Origin of the sequence: Variovorax gossypii, from assembly GCF_003965815.1 — a bacterium.
GTDB classification, from domain to species: Bacteria; Pseudomonadota; Gammaproteobacteria; order Burkholderiales; family Burkholderiaceae_C; genus Variovorax; species Variovorax gossypii.
The window spans coordinates 206,351-231,526 of record NZ_RXOE01000003.1 but is presented as its reverse complement, the minus strand read 5'-3'; the positions used below and the strand labels follow the sequence as shown (position 1 = coordinate 231,526).

At 67.4% G+C, this 25,176-nt stretch carries 27 protein-coding genes; 10 read left to right on the top strand and 17 right to left on the bottom strand.

The genetic code is table 11. The features are described from left to right. Nucleotides 1–58 precede the first annotated feature (58 nt). The 3 genes from EJP69_RS15955 (at nt 59) to EJP69_RS15945 (ending at nt 2,865) form a co-directional block, all read left to right on the top strand. Entirely contained in the window at nt 59–1,741 is a 1,683-nt protein-coding gene (locus EJP69_RS15955) for an adenylate/guanylate cyclase domain-containing protein (RefSeq protein WP_126471379.1), read from the top strand. Nucleotides 1,742–1,855: 114 nt separating this feature from the next. Further along, nucleotides 1,856–2,245 (top strand): helicase SNF2, encoded by a 390-nt coding sequence (locus EJP69_RS15950; RefSeq protein WP_093206639.1) that lies wholly within the window; start codon nt 1,856–1,858, stop codon nt 2,243–2,245. 239 nt (nt 2,246–2,484) lie between these two features. Continuing rightward, nucleotides 2,485–2,865, top strand: coding sequence for an alpha/beta hydrolase (locus tag EJP69_RS15945; protein WP_126471377.1), 381 nt, complete (start codon nt 2,485–2,487; stop codon nt 2,863–2,865). Nucleotides 2,866–2,874: 9 nt separating this feature from the next. Here EJP69_RS15945 and EJP69_RS15940 read toward each other — a convergent pair whose 3' ends face one another. The 7 genes from EJP69_RS15940 to EJP69_RS15910 form a co-directional block, all read right to left on the bottom strand. Then, complete coding sequence (locus EJP69_RS15940; protein WP_126471375.1) at nt 2,875–3,939, bottom strand: maleylacetate reductase; 1,065 nt, start codon at nt 3,937–3,939, stop codon at nt 2,875–2,877. Between the two features lie 22 nt (nt 3,940–3,961). Then, a complete protein-coding gene (locus EJP69_RS15935) occupies nt 3,962–5,320 on the bottom strand; it encodes an MFS transporter (protein ID WP_126471373.1) in 1,359 nt (452 codons plus the stop codon). A 96-nt stretch (nt 5,321–5,416) separates the two neighbouring features. Further along, a complete protein-coding gene (locus EJP69_RS15930; RefSeq protein WP_126471371.1) occupies nt 5,417–5,842 on the bottom strand; it encodes a DoxX family protein in 426 nt (141 codons plus the stop codon). Further along, nucleotides 5,839–7,236, bottom strand: coding sequence for an MFS transporter (locus EJP69_RS15925; RefSeq protein ID WP_240652174.1), 1,398 nt, complete (start codon nt 7,234–7,236; stop codon nt 5,839–5,841). Before EJP69_RS15925 ends, EJP69_RS15930 begins: the two co-directional genes overlap by 4 nt. After that, nucleotides 7,233–8,450 (bottom strand): 3-hydroxybenzoate 6-monooxygenase, encoded by a 1,218-nt coding sequence (locus tag EJP69_RS15920; protein ID WP_126471367.1) that lies wholly within the window; start codon nt 8,448–8,450, stop codon nt 7,233–7,235. Before EJP69_RS15920 ends, EJP69_RS15925 begins: the two co-directional genes overlap by 4 nt. Before the next feature lies 1 nt (nt 8,451). Then, entirely contained in the window at nt 8,452–9,423 is a 972-nt protein-coding gene (locus EJP69_RS15915; protein WP_126471365.1) for an amidohydrolase family protein, read from the bottom strand. Nucleotides 9,424–9,430: 7 nt separating this feature from the next. After that, complete coding sequence (locus EJP69_RS15910; RefSeq protein ID WP_126471363.1) at nt 9,431–10,426, bottom strand: Bug family tripartite tricarboxylate transporter substrate binding protein; 996 nt, start codon at nt 10,424–10,426, stop codon at nt 9,431–9,433. Between the two features lie 74 nt (nt 10,427–10,500). On the opposite strand from EJP69_RS15910, the gene EJP69_RS15905 reads away from it, so the two are divergent. Continuing rightward, complete coding sequence (locus EJP69_RS15905; protein WP_093206630.1) at nt 10,501–10,950, top strand: MarR family winged helix-turn-helix transcriptional regulator; 450 nt, start codon at nt 10,501–10,503, stop codon at nt 10,948–10,950. A gap of 6 nt (nt 10,951–10,956) precedes the next feature. Here EJP69_RS15905 and rtcA read toward each other — a convergent pair whose 3' ends face one another. The 8 genes from rtcA to EJP69_RS15865 form a co-directional block, all read right to left on the bottom strand. Next, a complete protein-coding gene (gene rtcA, locus EJP69_RS15900) occupies nt 10,957–11,994 on the bottom strand; it encodes an RNA 3'-terminal phosphate cyclase (RefSeq protein ID WP_126471361.1) in 1,038 nt (345 codons plus the stop codon). After that, nucleotides 11,987–12,841: a nucleotidyltransferase domain-containing protein gene (locus EJP69_RS15895; RefSeq protein WP_126471359.1), complete on the bottom strand. Its 855-nt coding sequence runs from the start codon at nt 12,839–12,841 to the stop codon at nt 11,987–11,989. Before EJP69_RS15895 ends, rtcA begins: the two co-directional genes overlap by 8 nt. Before the next feature lie 35 nt (nt 12,842–12,876). Further along, on the bottom strand, nt 12,877–13,830 hold the full coding sequence (locus EJP69_RS15890) for a ribonuclease Z (RefSeq protein ID WP_240652173.1): 954 nt from the start codon (nt 13,828–13,830) through the stop codon (nt 12,877–12,879). Nucleotides 13,831–13,844: 14 nt separating this feature from the next. After that, the gene (locus tag EJP69_RS15885; RefSeq protein ID WP_240652172.1) at nt 13,845–14,426 is read right to left on the bottom strand and encodes a zinc-ribbon domain containing protein; all 582 of its coding nucleotides are present in this window, start codon (nt 14,424–14,426) and stop codon (nt 13,845–13,847) included. 128 nt (nt 14,427–14,554) lie between these two features. Continuing rightward, nucleotides 14,555–14,818, bottom strand: a complete 264-nt coding sequence (locus EJP69_RS15880) for a hypothetical protein (protein WP_126471353.1) — start codon at nt 14,816–14,818, stop codon at nt 14,555–14,557. Between the two features lie 31 nt (nt 14,819–14,849). Further along, on the bottom strand, nt 14,850–16,085 hold the full coding sequence (locus EJP69_RS15875; RefSeq protein WP_476718506.1) for an RtcB family protein: 1,236 nt from the start codon (nt 16,083–16,085) through the stop codon (nt 14,850–14,852). Between the two features lie 24 nt (nt 16,086–16,109). Further along, nucleotides 16,110–16,604: a hypothetical protein gene (locus EJP69_RS15870; RefSeq protein WP_126471349.1), complete on the bottom strand. Its 495-nt coding sequence runs from the start codon at nt 16,602–16,604 to the stop codon at nt 16,110–16,112. 287 nt (nt 16,605–16,891) lie between these two features. Next, nucleotides 16,892–18,043 (bottom strand): slipin family protein, encoded by a 1,152-nt coding sequence (locus EJP69_RS15865; RefSeq protein WP_093304316.1) that lies wholly within the window; start codon nt 18,041–18,043, stop codon nt 16,892–16,894. Between the two features lie 734 nt (nt 18,044–18,777). Here EJP69_RS15865 and rtcR point away from each other — a divergent pair. The 6 genes from rtcR to EJP69_RS15835 all read left to right on the top strand — a co-directional run bounded on the left by rtcR (nt 18,778) and on the right by EJP69_RS15835 (nt 24,011). Further along, nucleotides 18,778–20,382: an RNA repair transcriptional activator RtcR gene (gene rtcR, locus EJP69_RS15860; RefSeq protein ID WP_126471347.1), complete on the top strand. Its 1,605-nt coding sequence runs from the start codon at nt 18,778–18,780 to the stop codon at nt 20,380–20,382. A 37-nt stretch (nt 20,383–20,419) separates the two neighbouring features. Further along, nucleotides 20,420–21,259: a 2'-5' RNA ligase family protein gene (locus EJP69_RS30080; RefSeq protein ID WP_420824218.1), complete on the top strand. Its 840-nt coding sequence runs from the start codon at nt 20,420–20,422 to the stop codon at nt 21,257–21,259. A gap of 4 nt (nt 21,260–21,263) precedes the next feature. Next, nucleotides 21,264–21,842 (top strand): 3'-5' exonuclease family protein, encoded by a 579-nt coding sequence (locus tag EJP69_RS15850; RefSeq protein WP_126471343.1) that lies wholly within the window; start codon nt 21,264–21,266, stop codon nt 21,840–21,842. Between the two features lie 38 nt (nt 21,843–21,880). Continuing rightward, entirely contained in the window at nt 21,881–22,699 is an 819-nt protein-coding gene (locus EJP69_RS15845) for an alpha/beta hydrolase (RefSeq protein ID WP_240652171.1), read from the top strand. Nucleotides 22,700–22,710: 11 nt separating this feature from the next. Further along, entirely contained in the window at nt 22,711–23,649 is a 939-nt protein-coding gene (gene lhpI / locus EJP69_RS15840) for a bifunctional Delta(1)-pyrroline-2-carboxylate/Delta(1)-piperideine-2-carboxylate reductase (protein WP_126471340.1), read from the top strand. Between the two features lie 131 nt (nt 23,650–23,780). After that, nucleotides 23,781–24,011, top strand: coding sequence for a hypothetical protein (locus tag EJP69_RS15835; RefSeq protein WP_093206715.1), 231 nt, complete (start codon nt 23,781–23,783; stop codon nt 24,009–24,011). 23 nt (nt 24,012–24,034) lie between these two features. On the opposite strand, the gene EJP69_RS15830 is transcribed toward EJP69_RS15835, so the two are convergent. Together EJP69_RS15830 and EJP69_RS15825 are read right to left on the bottom strand one after the other, a co-directional pair. Beyond that, complete coding sequence (locus EJP69_RS15830) at nt 24,035–24,397, bottom strand: hypothetical protein (protein ID WP_093206618.1); 363 nt, start codon at nt 24,395–24,397, stop codon at nt 24,035–24,037. 83 nt (nt 24,398–24,480) lie between these two features. Next, complete coding sequence (locus EJP69_RS15825; RefSeq protein WP_126471338.1) at nt 24,481–25,116, bottom strand: TetR/AcrR family transcriptional regulator; 636 nt, start codon at nt 25,114–25,116, stop codon at nt 24,481–24,483. Nucleotides 25,117–25,176: the final 60 nt, after the last annotated feature.

Genomic DNA, 25,176 nt, shown 5'->3' with positions numbered 1-25,176 from the left:
CGGTGGTCAACGGGAATAGGCGCGCGGATTATGCTCGGGTGCCGCTTCGAACCCGTTCATGGCCAGACGTTCCCCTCAAGCCGCCTCCGCCGCTACTTCCGCCCCCTTTTCGCTGAGACCGCCGACACGGCGCAATCTCCGCTGGGCGAGCGGCCTGGTGCTGATGGCCTACGTCACGGCGCACCTGCTCAACCACTCCCTCGGCATCTATTCCTTTGCCGCGGCCGAAACAGTGCTGCGCGGCGTGCAGGCGTTCTGGCACAGCCTCGCCGGCACGGTGCTGCTGTACGGCGCCGCCGCCACGCACCTGGCCCTGGCCGTGGTGGCCCTGTGGGAGCGGCGCACCCTGCGCATGCCGCCGCTGGAGGGCCTGCGCGTGGCGCTGGGCTTCGTGCTGCCGCTGCTGCTGATCAAGCACCTCGCCGCCATGCGCGGCGCCTACCTGGCCTACGGCATCGAGGGCTCCTACGTGCGCGTGGTCTGGGGACTGTGGGAATGGCAGGGCGCGGCAGCGCAGCTGCTGATGATGCTGGCGGCCTGGACCCATGGCTGCCTGGGCCTGCACTTCGCGCTGCGGGCGCAGCCGGCGTGGCGGCGCTTCTCCCACCTGCTGCTTGCCGTCGCGGTGGTGCTGCCGCTGGCGGCGGCGATGGGCTTCGTCTCGATGGGGCGGGAGTTCCAGTGGAGCGGCGTGCCGCCCGTCGTGCTGCCGACGCCCGAGCAGGCCCAGGCGCTCGGCACGGCGGAAGACGCCATCAAGTGGCTCTACGGCCTGTCGCTGGCCGCGCTGCTGGCGGCGCGCTGGGGCCGCAACAGCTTCGCGCGCTGGTCGCGGCAGCCGATGGTCGCGCTGAGCTACCCCGAGCGCACCGTGCAGGTGCCGCGCGGCTGGAGCGTGCTGGAGGCGAGCCGCTCGCACGGCATCGACCATGTGTCGATCTGCGGCGGCCGGGCGCGCTGCTCCACCTGCCGCGTGCGCGTGGCCGGCCCCGCCGAACACATCGGCGAGGCCGGCCGCGACGAGCGGCGCACGCTCGAACGGGTGCGCGCGCCGGCCGACGTGCGGCTGGCCTGCCAGCTGCGCCCGCGCGGCGATATCGAAGTCACGCCGCTGTTCGCGCCGCTGCCCAACGAGGGCCGGCCCGCGCCGGTCGGCCGATTCGGGCACGAGCGCGACGTGGCGATCCTGTTCGTCGACCTGCGGCGCTGGTCGGGCCTGTCGGAGCGGCAATGGCCCTTCGACCTGGCCTACGTGCTCGACCGCTATTTCGCCACCGTGGGCGCGGCCGTGCGCGAGAGCGGCGGCGTGCCCAACCAGTTCATCGGCGACAGCGTGATGGCGATCTTCGGCCTCGAGTGCGACCTGCCCACCGCCTGCAGGCAGGCGCTGCGCGCGACCGAGCTGATCGGCCAGCGCATGGACGCATGGAGCGAAGGCTTCGAGGCGCAGTTCGGCCAGCGGCTGGAGTTCGGCATGGGCCTGCACGCGGGCCGCGCGGCGGTGGGCGAAGTGGGCTATCTGGAAACCACCACCTTCACCGCCATCGGCGAAGTGGTCAACACCGCGAGCCGGCTGCAGGACCATTCGAAGACCGCGTCGTCGCGCCTCGTCGTGTCGCTGTTCGCAGCCGAGCAGGCCGGCGTGGCACAGGCCATGGGCACGGCCGAGATGCTCGTCGTGCGCGGCCGCTCCGAACCTCTCGCGGTGCTCTACGCATCGCGCGACACCGTCCCGCTGTAATTGCCGAAAGCGGTGCGCAAACGCACATCGCGAACCACGATGCGGTTTCACACTGCATCCCGTGGCAACGACGAATGTCCGCCGCCCACACCAGTCAGCAAAGGGACTCGCATCATGAACACCAAGCAACGCATCGCCGCTCTCTCCGCCATCGCATTCGCCATGCTGGGCGCAGCGGGCGCGGTACACGCCGAAACCTATGAAGGCGTGCATCCGATCACCTCCGCCGCCAGCCGCGCCGACGTGCGGGCCGAAGCGGTGGCAGCCGCTCGCGCCGACAACCCCTACGCCGACGGCGCAGACGCCGGCCCCGCCGCGGTGATCGCCTCGTCGACCACCCGCGCCACGGTTCGCGCCGAAGCCGTTGCCGCCGCGCATGCCGACAACCCCTACGCAGAAGGCGCTTCGTCGGGCGTGGCCCCGATGGTGGCCAGCACGGTCGACCGCGCCGCTGTGCGTGCAGCAGCCCGCGCTGCCGCACGTGGCGACGCGCTGCCGCTGTAATCGGCACCCGCCATCCGCCTCGCTTCGGCGAGCGAGCGCACCGAAGCCGGCCCTTGCGAAAGCAGGGCCGGTTTTTTCTTGTGCGTGTATATCGACGGCGGCTTGCCCTATTGCCTGATACCCGATTGCGCGAAGCGGTGCGCAAACGCACAGCGCCCATCGCGCCGCGGTTCGACACTGCATGCCGTGGCAACGACGAATGACCGCCGCCCACGCAGTGAACCAAAGGGACTCCCGCAATGAACACCAAGCAACGCATCGCCTCTTCCGCTTTCGCCGCGGCCTTCGCCCTGCTGGGCGCCGCCGCCGCGCATGCCGAAGCCTATGACGGCGTGCATGCCATCACCTCGTCGGCCAGCCGCGCCGACGTGAACGCCGAAGCCGTGGCTGCCACGCGCGAAGGCAACACGTATTCGGACACCGCCGCCGAAGGCGCCGTGGCCTTCAAGTCCACGCTCGATCGCAACGCCGTTCGCGAGCAAGCCGTGGCCGCCGCGAACAACCCGCTGCAAAGCCTGGACCGCCGCGCCTTCTATCGCGACGAAGTGCCTGCCGCCTACAAGAAGCCCAGCGTCTCGTTCACGCAGCAGGCCGGCCTGCCGGGCACGGCACGCCCCTGACGCCCGAGCTCAGGGCCGCACGCCTTCCCAGGCGTTCTGCAGCAATGCTCGGATCGCCGCGCGCTCCAGCGGGCGCGGGTTGGGGTACTGGTTCTTGAGCGCGTGCTCGCAGGCCAGGTCCAGGTCGGCTTCCTTCATGCCGATGTCGCGCAAGGCGACCGGCGCACCGTTGTCGCGCGCCAGGTCGTACACCGCCTGCGCGGCGCTGCCGCTTCCCTCCAGCGCCTTCACGATGCGCTCCATGGCCCGCGGCGCCGCTTCGGCGTTGTAGGCGAGCGCGTGCGGCAACACGATGGTGTGCGTCTCGGCATGCGGCAGGTTGAAGCTGCCGCCCAGGGTGTGGCACAGCTTGTGGTGCAGCGCCATGCCGACGTTGCCCAGCACCGTGCCGCACAGCCATGCGCCGTAGAGCGCGTCGCTGCGCGCATCCGGGTCCTTGGGTGTGGCGCGGATGGCCGGCAGCGCACGGCCGAGAGCGGCGATGCCCTCCTGTGCCATCAGGTCCATGATCGGGTTCGAGTCGACCGCGTAGAGCCCTTCGGCCGCGTGCGCGATGGCGTTGATGCCGCTGGTCACGCTCATGCCCACGGGCAGGCCCAGCGAGAGCTCGGGGTCGTAGATCACGGTGCGCGGAAGCACCTTGAAGTCCTTGCCCGTCTTCTTCATGCCGGCTTCGGTGATGCCGTAGATCGGCGTCATCTCGGAGCCCGCGTAGGTGGTCGGAATGGCGAGGATCGGCAGGCCCGAATCCAGTGCGATGGCCTTGCCCAGCCCGGTGGTGGAGCCGCCGCCGATGGCCACGGCGCAGTCGGCGCCCAGGCGCGTGGCCACTTCCCTCGCCTCGCGCGCGGTCTCGATCGGCACGTGCATCACGGCACGGTCGAACACGCCGGCCGCGTGCGCGCCCAGCATGTCGGCCACGCGCTCGGCCTGCAGGCGCTGCTCGGGCGTGGACAGCACCAGCGCCCGGCGCGCGCCGAGCGCATCGATCTCGCGTGCCAGGTGCTGCAGCGAACCGGCGCCGAAAACCACCCGCTGGGGCACGCTGTTGTAGACGAACGATGGTGTGGTCATGGCTTTCCTGTCTCTCGAATGTTCATGCAGCATCTGTATGGCTGATACGGCCCTTGATGAGAACGCCGGTCATCGCCAGCACCGCGGGCACGATCAGCACCGTCAGCACCTGCTCGAAGTTCCAGCCAAGGCCCAGCAGCGCCGCCCCGAGCCAGGCGCCCAGCACCGCGCCGAAGCGCCCGATGCCGAGCATCCACGATACGCCCGTCGCCCGCACATGGGTCGGGTAGTAGCGCGCCGCCAGCGAGGGCATGGCCGACTGCGCGCCGTTGATGCACATGCCCGCGAACAGCACCAGCAGCACGAGCGCCAGCCCGCTGCCCATGCTGTGGCCCACCGCCACGGCGAGCACCCCGGCCAGCAGGTAGCAGATGCCGATCACCTTGTGCGGGTTGCCGCGGTCCATGGCCCAACCCACGCCCACCGCGCTCAGCACGCCGCCGAACTGGAACAGCGCTCCCACCACGGCCGACTGCGTCATCGATGCGCCGCTCTCGCGCATCAGCGTCGGCAGCCAGCTCGTGAGCAGGTAGATGATGATGAGCCCCATGAAATTGGTGCCCCACAGCAGCAGCGTGCCCGGGCCCAGGCCGCCGGCGAACATGCGTGCCAGCACCGGGCCGCGCGGCCCCATGCCTCGGGCCTGCTGGCCCGGAATGGTGAACTGCTCGACGCCCGCCAGCGATTCGCGAGCGACCGGCTGCAGCACCTTGCGGATGCGCTCGACGGGCTGCCCCCGAACCACCATGAAGCGCGCCGACTCCGGCAGCCAGAACAGCAGCACGGGCAACAGCAGCACCGGCACGATGCCGCCGATCAGCAGCAGGCTGTGCCATCCCCAGTGCGGAATGATCGCGGCCGAGAGAAAACCGCCGCCGGCCATGCCCAGGTTGAAGCCGCAGAACATCGTCGTCACCAGCAGCGACTTGACCTTCTCGGGCGTGTACTCCGACAGCAGCGTGGTCGCGTTCGGCATGCCCGCCCCCAGCCCGATCCCGGTCAGGAAGCGCAGCACCACGAGCTGGTCGATGCCGGTCGCGAAGGCCGACCACAGTGAAAAACCTCCGAACACCGCCACCGACATGCACAGCACCGCCTTGCGCCCGAAGCGGTCGGCCAGCGGCCCCGAGCCCAGCGCACCGAAGATCATCCCGGCCAGCGCGGCGCTCATCACCGGGCCCAGCGAGGCACTGGGCACGCCCCAGTCGCGTACGAGCGCCGGCGCGATGAAGCCCATGGCGGCGGTGTCGAGGCCGTCGAGCAGCACGATCAGGAAGCACATCGCCACGATGCCCCACTGGTAGGGCGACAGCGGGCGGGCGTTGATGAGCCACTGCACGTCGACGATGCGGCGCGTGGCGATTGAACCTGTGTCGGTCATGGGCTTCTTTTGTCTCCATCGCTGGTTTGCGATGGGCGCGAGTGTCTCGCCGGCCCGGGACCGGTTCAACGACAGGAACGGAAAGGAGTTTTCCGCTCAACCTCCGGGGCCTGCCTTGCGCCCGGCCGCAGAGGCATGGGCGATCAGCACGAGAAAACCGCCCACCATCGCCACGTTCTTCAGGAAGTTGTTGAGCTGCCCGTTGAACTGCGCCGCGTCGGCCGCCCAGAAGGCGTGCGCGATGAAGCCCGTGGCCAGCGTGAACAGGGCCAGCGCGCCGGCCACCCATTGCACGCGCCAGCCGGCGATCAGCAGCAGCCCGCCGCCGACTTCGAGCGCGATGGTCAGCGGCAGCACCACGTCGGCCAGCGGAATGCCGAGCTTGCCGAAGTAGCCGAGCGTTGCGCCGTAGGTCAGGAGCTTGCGCACGCCCGCCACCAGGAAGATCGCCGCCATCAGCACTCGCGCGGCCAGGACCAGGCCGCGCCCAGTGTCGTCGTTGGTTGTGGTTGTCGTCGTCATTCGTTTTCTCCGGAAGATGTTGCCGGGCGCGCGGCGGCGCCCGTGAATTTCAGTCGCCCCATGCACAGCACCATGGCGCAGGACAGCAGCGCCGGCACGGCCGCCGCGATGAAGAGCGCGCTGTTCGTCCAGTGCAGCCCGATGAGCCAACCCGCCAGCACCGGCCCCACGATGGAGCCCGCGCGGCCGATGCCCAGGCTCCAGCCCATGCCGGTGGCGCGCACCGTCGTCGGGTAGACGCCCGAGGCCAGCGCGATGAGCGCGGGCTGCGCACCGACCACGCAGAAGCCGCTGACCGAGACCACCGCGAGCAGCAGCATCAGCGGCAACGCCGGCTGGCCGATGACGGCAATGGCAATCGCCGCGACGCCGAAGACCGGCACCAGCACGCGGTAGAAGCCCACGCGGTCGATCAGCGGCCCCATCGCCACCGTGCCGACCACGCCGCCCACCTGCAGCAGCGTGCCCACCAGCACCGCCGTGCCCGCGCTGTAGCCCGCTCCGACCGCGATGGTGGGCAGCCAGTTCGCCAGGAAGAACAGGTTGAGCAGGTTCATGAAGTTGATGCCCCACAGCAGCAGCGTGGCCGGTGCGCGGCCCGCGCGGAACAGCTCGACCACCGGTGCGCCGTCCTGCTTCGCCTCGTGCACCACGTAGCGGGTTCCGGGGCCGGCGCGCACGCCGGGCGCGATGCGGCCCAGCCACTGCTGCACCCGGTCGAGCTTGCGGCCCCGCAGCACCAGGAACTGCATCGACTCGGGCATGTAGCGCCACATGAGCGCCGCGATCAGCAACGGCACCACGCCGCCGAAGACGAACACCGCCCGCCAGCCGCCCCAGGGGATGAGCACCGCCGAGATCAGCCCGCCCAGCACCGCGCCGCCCGTGAAGCCGCACGACACCCACATCATCAGCGTGACGCGGCGGCGCTGCGGGCTGTACTCGCTGGCCAGCGCGCTGGCGTTGGCCATGATGCCGCCCAGCCCGATGCCGGTGATGAAGCGCATCGCCAGCAACTGGTCGAGCGTGCGGACGAAGACGGTGGCCAGCATGCACAGGGCGAAGAACACCGTGGCGCCGAGCAGCACCGGGCGGCGCCCGATGCGGTCGGCGCAGACGCTCAGCACCAGCGAGCCGACCAGCATGCCGAGCAGGCCCGCGCCGAACACGGGGCCCAGCGCAGCCTTCTCTATGCCCCAGGCCTGCACGATGGCGGGAGCGACAAAGCCCATGGCCTGCACGTCGAAGCCGTCCATGACGACCGCGCAGCCCACCAGCAGCAATATCCATTTCTGGAAGGTACCGACGGGGTGGCTGTCGATCAGCGCCGGGATGTCGATGGCGGCGGCCGCGGCTGCGCCACCGGTGTCCGGGGAGTTCGGCAGGAGCTTCACGCGACGGCCTCGTCGTCGAGGCAGTTGGCGGCCGTCCATCCGTACAGCCATTCGAGCGCGTCGTAGAAGCGTTCCTGCGGACGGCCCTTCCACATGCTGTTGCGTACCAGCCGCTCCACTCCCTTGGCGTGGTAGATGCGGCCCATCTCGCGCGCCGACAGCACCACCCGCGCGGTGCGCGCCACACGGGAGCGCTCGTACAGCGCGAGCGCGCGCGGCCAGTCGCCCTCCTCGCGGCGCAGGGCGAGGCCCAGCGTCACCGCGTCCTCGCAGGCCATGCAGGCGCCCTGCGCCAGGTACTGCACCATCGGGTGCGCGGCGTCGCCCAGCAGCGTGGCGCGGCCGAAGGTCCATTGCTCGATGGGGTTGCGGTCGGCCGTGGAGTAGCGCTTCCAGGCCTTGGGAATGCGCAGCAGCTGTTGCACCTGCTCGCAGGTCGAGCGGAAATAGCGCTGCACCTCGGCCGGATCGCCGTCCATCGAGCCCCACTCCTCGGGCTGGTCGCTGTGAAAGGTGACGGCGATGTTGAACTTGTCGCCGCCCTTCAGCGGGTAGTGCACCAGGTGGCAGTTGGGCCCGACCCAGATGCATGGCGCGGTGAAGCGCAGCGCCTCGGGGAAGTCGGCCGTGTCGATCACCGCGCGGAACACCACGTGGCCCGACACGCGGATGCTGTCGCCCACGTACTGCTGGCGCACCGCCGAACGCACGCCGTCGCAGCCGATCACGGCCTGGCCTTCGTGGCGGTTGCCCTGCGCGTCGATGAGCGTCACGCCGCCCTCGTCCTGCTCGATGTGCACGACCTTGGTCGAGGTGAGGAACTCGATGCCCTCGGTCGTGGCCTTCACGCCCTCGAGCAACGCGCCGTGGATGTCGGCACGATGGATCACCGCATAGGGGTTGCCGAAGCGATTGCGGAATCCGTCCGACAGAGAGATGGAGGCCACCCGCTTCGCGTCGAGTGCGTCGAACATCACCATCTCCTCGGTGTAGACCGCCTTGGCGCGCAGGTTCTCCCCTACGCCCAGCGCATCGCAGGCCGCGAAGGCGTTCGGGCTGAGCTGGATGCCCGCGCCGATCTCGCCGATGTGGGCCGCCTGCTCGATCACCTTCACGTGGTAGCCCTCGCGCACCAGCGCCAGCGCCGCCGCGAGGCCGCCGATGCCGCCGCCGGCCACGAGCACGGGGCGCGTGTCTTTGTGCCGCGTGCTCATGTCACTTCAACCCGAAGAGCTTGACCGCGTTGTCGCGGCCGATCTTGCGGCGGTCGTTCTCGCTGATCTCGCACCTGTCGAACCAGCGCGCCGCGTCCTCGTGCTTCTCGAACGGGTAGTCGACCGAATACATGATGCGGTCCGAACCCACTTCGAGCATGGTCGACAGCAGCGTGGGCGTGCGGAAGTTGCCACTGGTCGTGATGTGCACGTTGCTGCGCAGGTAGTCGCCGATCTCCCTGTCGCAGGGCATGCCGCGACGGCCCTTTCGCAGGATGTGATCCACGCGCCAGATGTTGAACGGAATGCCTTCGCCGAAGTGGCCGAGGATCATCTGCAGCTCGGGGTGGCGGTCGAACAGGCCACTCGACAGCAGTCGCAGCGCATGGATGCCCGTTTCCACCGCGAAGGCCCAGGTCGGGCCGGTGAGCCAGTGCGCGCCTTCGTAGATCGGCTCGCGGTTCAGGAGCGGGTCGCGCGGGTGCATGTAGAAGGGCTTCTTCAGCGCAGCCGCGGTCGACCAGAAATCGGCGAAGCGCGGATCGTCGTAGTAGACGACGGTGTTCTCGTCGCCCACCTGCGAGAAGCCGTTGACGAGGAAACCGTGGAAGCCGAGCTGCGTCACGCAACGCTCCAGCTCGCGCGCGGCCGCCTCGGGGTCCTGCATCGGCAACGCGGCGAATCCGCCGAAGCGCGTGGGATGGCGCCTGATTTGCTCGGCCAGCACGTCGTTCGCGCGCCGCGCGACCTCGACGGCGCGCTTCGCGTCGGGAATGCCCTGCACAGCCGGCGAATTGAGCGAGAGGATCGACAGCTCGGTGCCCCACTCGTCCATCTGCTCGATGCGCTGCTGCTCGAAGTCGAGCAGGTTGTTCTTCAGGCCCTGCCACATCTCGGGGCGGGCGTACACCTGCGAATCGGTAATCGTCAGGTCGATCGCGAAATGCTCTTCGAGCGCAATCTTGTTCTTCATGGGGAAATCACTCCGGTTTGATATTGAGCTTGTCCAGCACGGCCTGCCAGGTCTTGCGGTCTTCGGCGATGTAGCTCGCCAGTTGTTCGGGGGTGCCGGGGCGCGGGTAGGTGCCGAGCTCGCGCGACTTGGCGACAACGTCGGGCAAGAGAAGCGCCTCGTTCATGTCCCTGTTGAGCTTCGCGAGCACCGTCGGGTCGACGCCCTTCTTCGCGATCACGGCGAACCAGCCGTGCGCCACCGCGCCCGGCACCGTCCTGCTCGCGAGCGGGAACTGCTCCAGTCCCGCCTCGACGCGGTCGCCCATGCTGGCCAGCACGCGCATGCGGCCGCCCTGCACGTTGCCGGCGACCACGTTGTAGGTCTCGACCATCATCTGCGTCTGGCCGCCCAGCGTGGCCTGCATGGCTTGCGCGCCGCCGGGGTAATGCACTTCGAGGAACTGCGCTCCTGATTGAAGCCCCAGCAATGCCGACGCCAGGTGCGGCGCCGTGCCCCGTCCGTTGTCGGCCACCTCGATGCCCTGCGGCTTGGCGCGCGCGGCGGCGATGAAGTCTGCGAGCGTCTTGTAGGGCGAGTTGGCCGGCACCGCGAGCATGAAGGGCGCGACGGCCGCGAGCGTGACCGGCACGAAGTCGCGGTTGAAGTCGTAGGTCACGCCCTTGATGGTGCTGGGCGCCACCGAGATCGCGGAGCCCTGCACGAAGCCGAAGGTGTAGCCGTCGGTCGGCGCCGCGAGGATCGCGTTCATGCCGATCACGCCGCTGCCGCCGGGCTTGTTGTCGACGATCACGCCCTGTCCCCACTTCTCGCCGAGCTTGGCGCCTACGTGGCGGATCAGCACGTCGGGCGCGGAGCCCGCCGGAAACGGCACCACGAAGCGCACCGCCTGCTGCGGCCATCTGGCCGCCGTGCCCTGCGCTTGCGCCAGCGTCGCCGCACAGGGAAGAAAGGACGCAAGAGCCCATGCAAGGGCAGCTCTCCGGGAAATGTTCAGGTTCATCCTCGTCTCCTTTTTTACTTGATTATTCAAGTAATTGCGGCGGACTATATACTTGATTGTTCAAGCATGTCTAGATGAAAACCCTCCCCCAAGACCACGATCTCGAGAAGGCGATCCCCTTCCTCCTGGCGCGCGCCGGCGCACGCATGGGCAATGCCTTCGCGAAGGCGTTGAAACCCTATGGACTGAGCCTCAGCGAATGGCGCGTCTGCGCGTCGCTGCAGCACACGCCGCAGCAGACGCTGTCGGAGCTGGCCGCGCACGCATCCACCGATCTCTCGGCGCTGTCGCGCATCGTCGACCGGCTGGCTTCACATGAACTGGTGGCGCGCGAGAAATGCGACACCGACAAGCGCGCGGTGCGCATCGCGCTCACCGAGCGCGGGCTCGCCCTGACGCTGGAGCTGATTCCGCTCGCGCAGCACTACGAGGCCGTTGCGACCTCGGATTTCAGCGCAGCGGAGGTGAAGACGCTGCGCGCGATGCTGCTGCGCCTGTACGCGAACGCGACGCCGCTGGCCTGACCTGGATTAGATCGGCGAGACCCGTACCGTCGAAGCCTGGCGGCTTTCGACGATCGCGAAGCACACAGGCAGGAAGCGCTCGATGACCGCGCAGTTGGTGCGCGTGTGCTCGGTCACCTCGCTGCAGGTGAAGGCGCATTCCTTCTTGCCCTGCCACGCCGCGAGCGCCAGCAGTAGCGCCAGCTGGTCGGCGAGATGCGGCCCGACGGCCGACTCGCTCTTCTGGAACGCGCGCAGCTCCTTCACCAGCCCATGCGCCACCTGCTCGGCGCTCAGCGACTTCTCGCCGAAGACCGTGAACACTTCGGTGACGTGCTCGTAGGCCAGCGTCGCCAGCAGCGCGTTGCCCGGACCTTCGTTCTGGCGCACCGAGCCGAAGCGCAGCTGCTCGCCGGACCAGCCCATCGCGCCGCCCAGCGTGTCGAGCTCGCGCGTCGGCACGTGGCGCGGCAGGCCCGGCGCCAGGCACTCGGCGTAGTTCGACTGGTGCGCTCCGCGAGTCATCAGGTCGAAGCCCTGCAGCGCGCCGGCTGCCGGCTCGATGACTGCCTCGACCTCGCCACCGCCGGCCGGATAGAAACCGCAGCGACGCAGCGTCAGCTGCAGGTCCGCACCCAGGCGGCGCACCAGCGGGGCGAAGGCGCGCTCCAGGAAATGGAAAGGCGGTGCCATCGGGTTGTGCGTGCCGCCGCTCAGGTGCACGCGGCTCTGCGCACCGGCCAGCAGCAGAGGCGGCAGCACGGTCTGCAGCACCAGTATGCAGCTGCCCGCGCCGGAGATCGCGAAGCGGTATTCGCCAGCACGCACCGGGCCGGGCACGAAACGCAGAGACTGCGACCCGAGTTCGGCGCCATCGACTTCCGCGCCGCTGATGGCAGCGGCCGCGTTCACGCACGCGAGGTGCTGGCGCATCAGGCCCGGCTTGGCACGGCCAGCGCGGATCTTCTCGATGGCCATGGGCTGGCCCGTGACCATCGACAGCGCGAGGCTGGTGCGCAGGATCTGGCCGCCGCCCTCGCCTTGGGAGCCGTCGAGTTCAACCATGAGCGGCCTCCTCGTCATTCTTCTGCTTCTCGAAGCGCAGCACGGTCTCGTGCAGGAAGGCATCGAGGCCTGCCTGCTCGGACTGCGGCAGCGGCGTCACCGGCTCCGCGGCGTTGGCCGCCAGCTCCGATTCGATGAATGCATGGATGCCGTTCCAGCGCGGGCTGGTCGCGGATTCGCCGGCGCGCATCTTCACTTCGAGCAGAGCGTTGATCTCGTCGATCAGCGCGGCGTCGCGCACCGGGTCGAGCGTGCGCTGCGCCAGGTCGGCGAAACGCATCGGCGGCACGCCCGGATGCGAACGGATCCAGCGTGCAGCCAGCAGCGGGCGCAGCACGTAGAGGTACTTCTTGTAGCGCACCTCGTCGGCCTGCAGGTGCTCGCGGAAGTTCTTCTTCGCCATCGAGCTGTAGTGATGCCAGCCGCGCGCGTTGGAGAACACCGCCTCCGACAGCTCTCGAAAGCGCGGCATCGCGGTCGCGTCGTCGCGGTAAACGACCGGCGAGCGCAGCCATTCGAGCAGCGTCGGGTTCGATTCGCGCATCAGGCCCAGCGCCTTGCGCAGATCCCATCCGTTGATGTCGAGGTCGCCGCTGATCGGCACCTCGATCACGTCGCGGCGTGGCGTCACCGTGAGGTACCACGGCAGGCGGTTGACGTAGATGAAGCGCACGTCGTAGTCGCTGTCGGGCGAGGCGAAGCCCCAGCCTCGGCTGCCGGATTCGCAGGCGAAGAGCACGGTCACGTCGTGCTTTTGTTCGATGTCGCGCAGGGCCTCCATGATCTGCGCGCGCATGGCGGGCTCGATCGGGTGGGCGGAGCGCAGGAATTCTTCTTCGGTGTTCATGGCAATCTTCTTTTTCTTTCTTCTTTCTTCTTCAATCAACCTCGGGAGACGGTGACGTTGCCGGCACTGTCGAGCTCGTATGTGTCCAGGTCGTTGGCCAGGAACGCATGGCCGCGGTAGTGCGCCTGCGTCTCGGCCATCAGCGCCGCCATGCCTTCTTCGTTCTGGTGGCGCGCGCTGAAATGCGTAAGGATCAGGTTCGGCACTTCGGCGGACTGCGCGAACTCGGCGAGCAGGCGTGCGGAGCTGTGCATCGGGCCGGGACCGACCTTGTCGAGTGCGTCCTGCGTGAAGGTGGCTTCGTGCACCAGCAGCTGCACGCCCTTGCATGCATCGCGCAGCAGCGCCGGATCGGCGTTGTCGCCGCCGACCACCGCAGCGGCCGTGTCGACCTGCGTATCTGCGAAGTCGGCACTTCGCAGCACTCCACCGTCGAAGGGCACATCCTCGCCGCTCTGCAGCACGCGCCACGCCGGACCGGGAGGCAAGCCGACGGCTCGCAGCGCATCTGCCTTCAGCCGCACGCGCCGCGTCTCGACCTGCACGCGATAGGCGTGGCTGGGCACTCGATGCAGCAACGCATGACGTTCGATGCGCACTCCGGGTGCCTCATACACCAGTTGCTGCTCTTCGAGATCCACATGCTCGACTTCGTAGGGCAGATGCAGATCGGTCAACGCACGCGTGGCCTCGAACCATTGCCATACCGGCAGTGGCGCAATCAGCTTCAGCGGCTTCGTGCGCTTGCCCATGCCTGCACTCGCGAGCAGTCCAGGCAAGCCGTAGCAATGGTCGCCGTGCACGTGCGTGATGCAGACGGCGGCCAGGTCGTTCAGGGACAGTGGCGTCTGCAGCACACGGTGCTGCGTACCCTCGCCGCAATCGATCAGGAACCAGTCGGCACCGAGCACCGTCTGCACGGCGAGGCCGGAAACATTGCGGTGGCGCGTGGGGGTGCCGGAGGAGGTCCCCAGGAAAGTCAGTTTCATCATCATCTTTTCGATCACTCCCTGCGCGCAAGCGCGCTCCTCGCTGCATCCGCTGCAACCCGTTCCCATCCGGAGTATCGGCGCCCGCCTTCCGGACGAGCCGCCATGAACGCATGGAGCCTTTCAAGGTTCGCCTCGCCGCCCCAGCGCCCCATTGTCTGTATCGCCACGACGCGCAGGCTCCACCATTTGCTTTGCAGGGCGGCCCGAACTTCAGCCTTGGCTTGTGCGCTCGGCTTTGCTGCACCCGATGCACGCAGACGCTTCGTCCTCTCGAGCAGAAGGTTGGCGCCAGGTGCGGCGGTCCGCAACCGCTCGCGCCGTGCGCGCCGACATGCAAGACAACGCACGGCACGACTATCGATATGGCCGTGCATCGTCTCGTACCACCATTTCTGCTGCTTGGCCGTCCACACTTCTTCAGCTCCGCAATCGCGGCAGGTGAACTGGCGTGCCGCATAGAAGGCGGGCAGTGGGCAGCAGGTGTTGTTGTACAACCCCAGGACAAGCCGATCTGCCGGCTCCCAGTCGAGCGGATGCGCCCACTCGATCTGAGGCTGGCGCGCGTCCGGCACGCGCAGGCGCGCAGCCAGCACAGCGGCACGTCCGAGGCGATGCGCCTTGATCTCGGCGCGGCGTTGCTTGTTGCTTGTTGCTTTTCATTCTTTTCGAACCTCCGTAATACATTGCTACGAAGGCAGGCCCGCTTCTCCGAACCTCTCCTCTATAGCTCTTCCACTGTCACGACACCTTCGCCCGCAGCGAGTTGAACGATCCGGCCAAACACCTGCCGCGCGAAGTCGCTGTTCGCATGCAGGCAGATGACAAGGCCATCGGCTTCAATGCCCACCGAAGCCTCCGGCCACTTCGTCGGCGCGGACACCGCCGACGAATGGAAAGCCCCACCAGTGCCATTCATTTCCAGATGGCAGCCGCGGCCGGCCTTCCTCAGGATGGCCTCCGCGGCGGCTCGTGACGGCGTTGCCATCCTGATGCGGTATTCGACTCCCACAGCGTCCTCAACCCTTCACGCAAACAACCTGCTTGAGCGTGTAGACCACCTCCACCAGGTCCTTCTGCGCATCCATCACCGCGTCGATGTCCTTGTAGGCCATCGGGATCTCGTCGATCACGTCGGCGTCCTTTCGGCATTCCACGCCTTCCGTCGCGGCGATCTGATCGGCCACGGTGTAGAGCTTCTTGGCCTTCGTACGGCTCATCTTTCGACCGGCGCCGTGGCTGCAGCTCATGAAACTCTCCGGATTGCCCTTTCCGCGCACGATGTAGCTCTTGGCGCCCATGCTTCCGGGGATGATCCCCAGCTCGCCGGCCTTGGCGCTCACCGCGCCCTTGCGGGTCACGAGCACGTCTTCGCCGAAGTGCGTTTCGCGGCTCACGTAGTTGTGGTGGCAGTTCACCGCTTCAACGTGCGCCTCGAAAGGCTTGGTGATGACCTTGCGCGCGGCCGCGACCACGCGCTGCATCATCACTTCGCGGTTCGCTCGCGCGAACTTCTGGGCCCAGCCCACCGCGCGCACGTAGTCACCGAAGTACTGGGCGCCCTCTTCGAAGTACGCCAGGTCCTGGTCGGGCAGGTTGCGCTGGTGCTGCTCGGCGTCCTTCTTCGCGAGTTCGATGAAGTGTGTGCCGATGGCGTTACCCACGCCGCGCGAACCCGAGTGCAGCATGAACCACACGGAACCCGCCTCGTCCAGGCACACCTCGATGAAGTGGTTGCCCGTACCCAGCGTTCCCAGGTGCTTGTGGTTATTGGTGTTCTTCAGGCGCGGATAGTCTTCGCAGATCGCGTCGAACTCGTCCACGAGTGCACCCCACGCCACATCGGTTTCGTTCGGCGGCGTTTCCCACGAGCCCTTGTCGCGACCCATGCGCTTGGGATTGGAGCCGTGCGGCACGGCCTTCTCGATCGCCGAGCGCAGCGGCGCCAGGTTGTCGGGCAGGTCGTTGGCATTCAGCGTGGTCTTGCACGCCATCATTCCGCAACCGATATCCACGCCAACCGCGGCCGGGATGATGGCCTTGAAGGTAGGGATCACCGAACCCACCGTCGCGCCGATGCCGTAGTGCACGTCGGGCATGGCCGCGATGTGCTTGAAGACGATGGGCAGGCGGGCCGCGTTCTCGAGCTGCTTCTGCGCCTCGTCTTCCACGGGCACGCCGCGGGTCCACATCTTCACGGGAACGCCGTTGGCGACTTCGTGCAGGTTGTAGTTCATTTGATTTGCTTCTTTCATCATCGTCTCGTTCGTCAAATTCGTTCAGGCCATCGACCGCTTGTGCAGCGCGATGGAAAGGCTTTCGTAGTCCCGCAGCGGGAAGTCGTGCTCGACCCACATCTCGCGGTATCGCTTGGGCCCCACTTCCACATGAATGCGCTGCAGGATCGCATGGATGTTGCGAACCAGTTCGGCACGCCGAATCTCGCCTTGCGCGACCACCTCGTGGTCGTCCACCGCGACGATGCCCCAGCTTGCCCAATCGCGGTACTGGCGCAGCTCGTACTGCAAAGTATCCCCGGTGCCGGTGACCACGAGGATCGCTTCGCCGGGCTCATCCATGAACACCGCCTCCGCATGCGCCGAGCCTTTCTGCAAGGCCAGGCCCATGCGCGCGAGATCGCCCAGCGAGTCGTGCAGATAGGACACCGCGCACTCCAGCCGCTGCGGCTCGGCGCGAAAGCTCATTTCGGCCCAGCCTGCGTCGTGCAGGTCGTATGCGATCAGATCCTTTGCCTGCGATTCTTCTTCGATCATTTTTCTTTCCCTTTGCGCTTCATTGGTGGACACGGCGGGATTCGAACCCGCATCAATACGGCGACCGTGGTGTTTGAATCCAGCGGCCCAGTCGACGATTGGAAACGCGCGCCAGTGACAGACCCGTCATCGGAGCCAGCACCTGCATCCTCAACCTTGCTCGTCGACCGACTTGCCCGCCGTACCTGGTCTTACCCAGGCTGCCGGCAATATCAACATTTTTGGCAGTGGCGCTCCCTTCTGTGCCTGCGTGCCCGTATCTCTTCTTTCTCTTTCCGAGCTATCGCTCAGGAACCGTTCGGCCGAAGCGTCACCAGTCCGTTGAGCACCTGGTCCAGACCGCCGACCACCGAGATCTTGTCGATCCGCTCGGCCACGCGCTCCAGCGTTTCGAGTTCCTTCATCCGCAATGCGACAGGGTTGCCCTCCATCACCTTGGCGGTGTTCAGCAGCGAGCGCGTTGCCGCGGTTTCCTCGCGGCGACGGATCACGTTGGCCTGGGCCGACTTCTCTGCCTCCACCACCTGGGCGAGGATGGTCTTCATCTCGCCGGGCAGGATGATGTCCTTCACGCCCACGCTTTCCAGCGCGATGCCGGTACCTTCCAGCCGTTCGCGCACCTGTGCCAGCACCGTCTGGTCGATCGCCGCCTTGTTTTCCAGCAGCGCATCGAGCGTCTGTTCGCCGACGGCGGCGCGCAGGCCGAACTGCAGTTCGCGATATACATGCTCGGCAGGCTTCGGCATCTGTGCCATGGCCTGCCGCACATCGGTGAAACGCCACACCGCCGACATGTTCAGTCGCAGGCCCACCTTGTCGCGGGTCAGGATTTCCTGTCCGCTCACCTCGGCGATCTGCGAACGCAGGTCCACGCAGGTCACTGCCACCTGTCGGTTGAAGCGCCAGAAACCGTGGTTTCCCGGCGGCAGCAAGGCCTGCATCTGTCCTTCGAGCGTCAGCACGCCGGCATGGAACTCGGGCACCTGCACCAGCAGAACGCCTTCGAGCCCCTGCACCGCACGCGGGCGCAGCGCCACGCTCTGCAGCTTTGCCAGCAGCTCGGCCGGCAGGCGCGCATCGGCGGCCACGTCGATCACATCGATGCGCTGCTCGCGCAGGCCGCGCCAGTACAGCTTTCGCGTCGCGGGCGGCAGGATCTGCACCAGCACGCCGTCTTCATGGCGCAGGCCGACCTGGGTCTCGGCCAGCGACACCTGCACAAACTCGCGCTCGACCAGTTCAGGCTCACGAGCCAGGAAGTAGTCGGCCAGCTCGTGTTCGAACACGGGGTCGGCGAGCGAGAAGCGTTGCAGCTGAACGGTGTCGAAGCCCGCAAACACGCGATGCTTTCCAGGGCCGAGCAATCGCTCGAAATCCCCGTTTCGCAGCAACAGCGCGCGTTCGTTCTTCTTGATGGTGTATTGGTTGAAACCCAGCATTTTTCTTCTCCTGTTTGTTCGGTTCGGCTGTTCGCTTCGTTCGTTCTTTCGTTCGCTCAGCCAGTCAATCGGTCGTTACTTCATCAATCAATCAAGGCCCTCGAAAGGGCAGGCGGCGGACACTGCAGCAGCCAAGGCCTGACATGCGGCGGTCGCGCGGTCCGGTCGGTGCCTCCCTCGTTGCATGCGCAACGCCGTCACTTCCCTCGCCGTCAATGGCCACACGCAGTTCCTTGCCACGCACGCGGTGCGCAAGCCGCCTGCGCTTGGCACTGTGTCGCGCGCCGCAGGGTTTTCGGGCCCTGCGCCATCGCTCCGGTGTGCCGGGGCGGGGGGCTTTCGCCCCATCAGATGGCGGTGCGAGCACCGCCAGGGTTTTTCGCGGGAATCGAACCCACAACGCCGTGTGGTTAGCACGGTGCTCAACCATGAGCAGAACTGAAACAAGTTCAGTTGCCAGCCAGTTCAACAGCGGCATACCGCGAACCCAAGACAGGATCTGGCCTGCGGCACCGGGCCGCTTTCATGCGGCACCTGCGAGCGGATGAACTGCATCCGACGGGTTGTCTATTGCAGCCAGCGTGCCAGGCCGGAAAAAGCAAGGTGAAAACGCATTCGAAAATCGCGTAAGTTATTGATATGAATAAATAAATTCTTTTTCACCGATCGATTCATGCTGCCTTCGACCTGCTAGCATCCAGGCATTTCGTATAAATTCAGCTAACTTTTTATTCATGAAGCCAATCGTCGTCATCGGCTTCCTCGGCACCCAGCTCGACGCCGGCCAGGGCGCGGGCCGCTGGAACAAGTGGCGCCCCACCGTCTCGCTCGCGCAGCACGAGGACATGGTCGTCTCGCGCATGGAGCTGCTCTACACGGTGCGGCACAAGGCGCTGGCCGAGGTGGTGAAGGCCGACATCGCCACCGTGTCGCCCGAGACCACGGTCAACCTCGTGCCGCTGGACCTCGCGGACCCGTGGGACTTCGGCGAGGTCTACACCCGCCTGTACGACTGGGCGCGCGGCTACAGCTTCGACACCGAGCGCGAGCAGTACTGGACGCACATCACCACCGGCACGCACGTCGCGCAGATCTGCATGTTCCTGCTGTCCGAATCGCACGTGGTGCCCGGCGTGCTGGCGCAAACCTCGCCGCCGAAGAAGCAGCGCGAAGGCGAAGCCGGCAAGTGCACGCTGATCGATCTCGACCTGTCGCGCTACGACGTGATCGCGCGGCGCTTCGACGCGGAGCAGCGCGATGCGGTCGCCTTCCTGAAGAGCGGCATCGCCACGCGCAACGCGCGCTTCAATGCGCTGATCGACGAGATCGAGCGCGTGGCCGTGCGCTCGCGCGCGCCGATCCTGCTGGTGGGGCCGACGGGCGCGGGCAAATCATTCCTCGCGCGGCGCATGTTCGAGCTGAAGCAGTCGCGCCACCAGATGACGGGACCGTTCGTCGAGGTGAACTGCGCGACGCTGCGCGGCGATGGCGCGGCATCGACGCTCTTCGGCCACAAGAAGGGCTCTTTCACCGGCGCCGCGGCCGACCGCGCGGGCCTGCTGCGCACCGCACACCAGGGCGCCCTCTTCCTCGACGAGATCGGCGAGCTCGGTCTCGACGAGCAGGCGATGCTTCTGAAGGCCATCGAGGAGAAACGCTTCTTCCCCGTGGGCGCCGACAAGGAAGTGGAGAGCGACTTCCAGCTGATCGCCGGCACGAATCGCGACCTGCGCAGCGACGTGGCCGAGGGCCGCTTCCGCGAAGACCTGTTCGCGCGCATCAACCTCTGGACCTACGACCTGCCTGGCCTCGCGCAGCGGCCGGAGGACATCGAGCCCAACGTCGACCACCTGCTGGCCATCCACGCCGCCGAGAACAACCGCGTGGTGCGCTTCAACGCCGAGGCGCGCGCCGCCTACCTGCGATTCGCGCAAAGCGGCGAGGCGATCTGGAGCGGCAACTTCCGCGACCTCTCGGCCAGCGTGACGCGGCTGACCACGCTGGCCGACGGCGGACGGATTCCGGTGGCGCTTGTGGAAGCCGAGATCGCGCGGTTGCGCTGGCTGTGGAAGCACGCGGGCACCGCACCCGCAACCAGCAGCGACGTCGACCTCGACGCACTGCTCGGCGAGGAGCGCGCATCGGCCCTCGACCTGTTCGACCGCCTGCAGCTCGAGGCGGTGGTGCGCGTCTGCCGGCAGTCGCGCAGCCTGTCCGACGCCGGCCGCCAGCTCTTTCAGGCTTCGCGCGCGCAGCGCAGCGTGGTGAACGACGCCGACCGGCTGCGCAAGTACCTCGTCAAGCACGGCCTGGAATGGGGCCGGATAGCGAACGCCTGAGCTATCCTCCGCCGCGATGGCCATTTCCGCATTCGCCGTGAAAGTCCCCGCAGCCGAGCACCTGGTCGCAGACCTGCGCCATCGCTACGACGCGACGGCAGTGCAGGGAGTACCGGCTCACATCACGGTGCTCGTTCCCTTCATGGACCCGGCGCTGATCGGCGCCGAAGTGCTGCAACGCGCGCAGCAGGCACTGAGCCGGACGCCGGCGTTCGACTTCGCCCTGCGCGAGGTCGGACGCTTTCCCGAAACCGCCTACCTTGCGCCGGAGCCGGCCGCACCCTTCATCGAGATGACCCTGGCGCTGGCGGAAGCGTTTCCCGAATTTCCGCCGTACGGCGGTGAGCACGACAGCGTCGTTCCGCATCTCTCGGTGGCGCACGGCAGTGCGGCCGACGCGGATGCGGCTGCCATCGAGCTCCAGTCGCGCCTGATCGCATCGGGCGCCGTGCGCGCGGCATGCACGGCAGTCACGCTGATGGAGAACTCATCGGGCAACTGGCGTGACATGCATGTCTTCCAGCTGACCCAAGCCCCCGAACGACCCATGCGCAACGTCCTCTTCATCTGCAGTCGCAACCAATGGCGCAGCCCGACGGCGGAGCAGCTCTGGCGCCGGCATCCGCTGGTTTCCGCGCGCTCGGCCGGCACCAGCCCGAATGCGCGGCACAGGGTCTCCGTCGACGACATCGAATGGGCCGACGTGATCCTCGTGATGGAAGAGAAGCACAAGTCGAGGCTGATGGCCGAGTTCTCGCGGATGCTGGCGCACAAGCCGGTCCACGTGCTCGACATTCCCGACGAATACAAATACATGGACCCCGAACTGATAGAAGAACTCCAACGCTCGGTCGGGTCCATCCTCGAAATCGATTGAACCCATGTCAGAAATCTACATAAGCACCGACGTCGAATCCGACGGCCCCATCCCGGGCCCGAACTCGATGCTCAGCTTCGGCTCGGCCGCCTACACGGCCGACAAGCAGCTCGTCTCCACCTTCAGCGCCAACCTGCACACGCTGCCCGGCGCGGAGGCCGACCCCAAGACCGCCGCCTGGTGGAAGACCCAGCCCGAGGCCTGGGCCGCCTGCCGCACCGACCTGCAGGAGCCGGCCCACGCCATGAAGAACTACGTGAGCTGGCTCAAGGGCCTGAATGCGCGGCCGGTGTTCGTCGCGTATCCGGCGGGCTTCGACTTTCTCTTCGTCTACTGGTACCTGATGCGCTTCGCGGGCGAGAGCCCGTTCAGCCACTCGGCGCTCGACGTGAAGTCGTTCGCGATGGCGATGCTCAGGCTCGACTACCGCGACAGCACCAAGCGCGCCATGCCGCGTCGCTGGTTCGATGCCGGGCTGCCGCACACGCACGTGGCGCTCGACGATGCCATCGAACAGGGCGCGCTCTTCTGCAACATGCTCGCGGAAAACCGCGCGGCATCTGCCGGCGGAAAGCCCGCATGAAGGGCGGCGCGGTGCGTCGTTGGTTCGGAAGACTGGCGATGTGCGCCTTGCCGCTCATGCTGGGCGGCTGCGTGCAGTCGATGTTCTATTACCCCGACAACGTGCGCTACGAAACGCCCGACGCGCTGGGCATGCGCTACGAGAGCGTGCAGTTCGCGAGCGCCGACGGCACGCGCCTCAGCGGCTGGTTCCTGCCCGCGGAGAACCGCCAGAACCCGAAGGAGGCCAAGGGCACGGTGGTGCACTTCCACGGCAACGCGCAGAACATGAGCACGCACTGGCGCTTCGTGGCCTGGCTGCCGAAGCGCGACTACAACGTGTTCGTCTTCGACTACCGCGGCTACGGCCAGTCCGAAGGAAAGCCGGAGCCCAAGGGCGTGTTCGAGGACTCCAACGCCGCGCTGAACTACGTGCGCTCGCGCGGCGACGTCGACCCCGAGCGGCTGTTCGTCTTCGGGCAGAGCCTGGGCGGCACCAACGCCATCGCGGTGGTTGGCGCGGGCAACCGCGCGGGCGTGAAGGCGGCGGCCATCGAGTCGACCTTCTATTCCTATTCGTCGATCGCGAACGACAAGCTCAAGGGCGCCGGCCTGCTGGTGAGCGACGAGTACGCGGCGTCGAAGTACGTGGCTGCAGTGGCGCCCATTCCGCTGCTGCTGATCCACGGCACGGCCGACCAGGTGATTCCGCTCGCGCATTCGAAGCGCCTCCTGGCCGAGGCGCGCGAGCCCAGGCGGTTGATCGAAGTGCCGGGCGCCGGCCACCTCGAGCCGATGACGGCCCTGCGCTACGGCGCCGCCTACCGCAAGGCGCTGACCGAGTTCTTCGAGTCGGCACAGCATCCGATGCAGCAGTGACGACCACAGCCATGAAGCATTTCGACGAAGCCGCCACCCGCGCACCGCTCGGTTTCGATCGGCTGGTGCCCGCATTGCGCGCGGCCTTCGCGGCCGAAGCCCGGGTGCCGCCGCGCCACGTGCACGCCATCGAAGCCGCCGGGAGCAAGGGCACCGTGCTCATCATGCCGGCATGGAGCGACGCGGGCTTCCTGGGCATCAAGACCATCAACATCTTCCCCGGCAACAGCGCACAGGGGCTGCCCGGCCTGCATGCGACCTACGTGCTGTACGACGCCCGCACCGGCGTGCCGCTGGCGATGATGGACGGCAACGAGATCACCGCGCGCCGCACGGCCGCGGCATCGGCGCTGGGCGCATCCTTCCTGGCGCGGCAGGATTCGCGCCGGCTGCTGGTGCTGGGCACCGGCCGCATCGCGCGCATGCTGCCGGCCGCGCATGCGAGCGTGCGGCCCATCGACGAGCTGTGGGTGTGGAACCATCGGCCTGAAGGCGCCGAGGCCTTGGCGGCGCAGTGGCGTGCCGAGGGCTGGAACGCACGGGCCGCCACCGACCTGGAAGCCGCCGTGCGAGAAGCCGACATCGTGAGCTGCGCCACGCTGGCCACCGCGCCGCTGGTGCGCGGCGAATGGCTGGCGCCGGGCTCGCACCTGGACCTGATCGGCAGCTTCACGCCCGCAATGCGCGAGGCGGACGTGCAATGCTTCGCGGGCGCGCATGTCTGCATCGACACCGAAGAGGCATTGCAGAAATCCGGCGACCTGCTCGACGCGATGGCGGCCGGCACGCTGCGCGCCGAGGATGTCCGCGGCACGCTCGCCACGCTGTGCCGTTCAGAGCAGCCCGGCCGTCCGAACGAGGCCGGACGCACGGTTTTCAAGGCCGTCGGCAGCGCCCTCGAAGACCTCACCGCCGCCACGCTGGTGTGGCAATCGAGCGACATCGGCTAATCCTTATGGCCTAGTTTCAACCCCTCCAGGGTAGGGTTTTCCTACATCTGGATACGTCGTGTAGCTAATAGCGCACAGGACGCAACGAGCGTACCGTGGCACCTGACACCATCGACTCGGGGGGTCACGACATGCTCAGTACCGAACACAAAGCCAACATCCTGCGCAAGGCCGGATACACCGTGCCGGCCAGGCCGGGGGATGCCAACAGCGCGTATCAGACGATCCAGTGTTGGCAGAAGGCCGTCGACACGCTCTACGTGACGTACGCCGCCAGCCGCGCCGCCAAGAGCCTGCGCGACGCGGAGGAGGCGAGGATGCTGGCCCTGCTGCAGCTTCGCTCGGCCAAGGCCTACGCCTGAGAACCCGGCAGGCCGGGCGTTCTTCAGGGCTTCTTCTGCTTTTCCGGCGCGTCGTTGCTGCCGCCGCGCGGCAGCTGGCCCGCCTTCATCGCCTCGCGGTTCGCCGCACGGCGCTTGGCCGCGGCGGCGCGGCGTTCTTCCCTCGACATCTTTGGCGCTGTGGTCGCGCGGACTTCACCTTCCTGCATCTGCGGCCCGCGTGCCGCCGCGGCGCCGTCCACGCGGCGCTCCTTGCGCGCCTCCGCGCGCTCCGCCCTGGTGGTGGGCGCCGTGGGCCGCGCCTTTCCTTGAGCCGGGTCCGCTTCGCCCGAAGACTGCGCGGATGCCACCGACACGACCATCATCTGAGCCAGGGCCAGACCGACCGGCACGAGCATTTTTTTCATTGCGATGACCTTTCAGGACGAGTGAAGAAACTCGGCGGGCATTGTGGTCAGGGACAGGGCGTGCTGTCCACTCCGGAGCGCCCTCAGCCTGCGTGCCGGCGATCGCGCAGATAGGCTGCGATCAGCCGGACGAGCTCGCTCCTGAGCACGGGCAAGCCCAGGTCGCCGCGACGCGCCGCCGCATGGACGACCCCTTCGACTGCGGAGGAGAGCATGCGAGCAGCCGTCTCGTCTTCGCTGCTGCTGTCGTCGCCGTCACGGCCGGCCCGGCCTGCGTGCGCGCTCGATGCGACCAGCGCCCGATAGCGCCGCTGGTATTCCGCCTCGAACTCCGGATAGCTGGAACGCGCGGCAAGCGGCACTTCGTCGACCAGCACGCGGTGCAAGGCCTGGTCGACCGAGTGGGCGGCGATGACGCCGTCGACGAAGCGCTCCACCCGCCGGTCGAGCGAGACAGCTTCGTTGCCGTCTTCTGCCTCCTCTTCCGGGTCGGACAGCGCCACGAGCACCTCGGCGAGATGGCGCTCCCTGATGGCCTCGGCAATGGCGAGCTTGTCCGGGAAGTACTGGTAGAGCGAACCGACGCTGACGCCGGCGACCGCCGCGATCTCGTTGGTGGTGAAACGTGCCCATCCCCGACGCGCCAGAACGCGAGTTGCGGCCTCGATGATCACGTCCACCGTGGCGCGTGAACGCCGCTGGCTGGGCGCCTTGCGCATGGTCCTGCGCTGTGGGGGAATGCGAGTACCCAAGATCGGAGCTCCACTCAAGAATAGGAC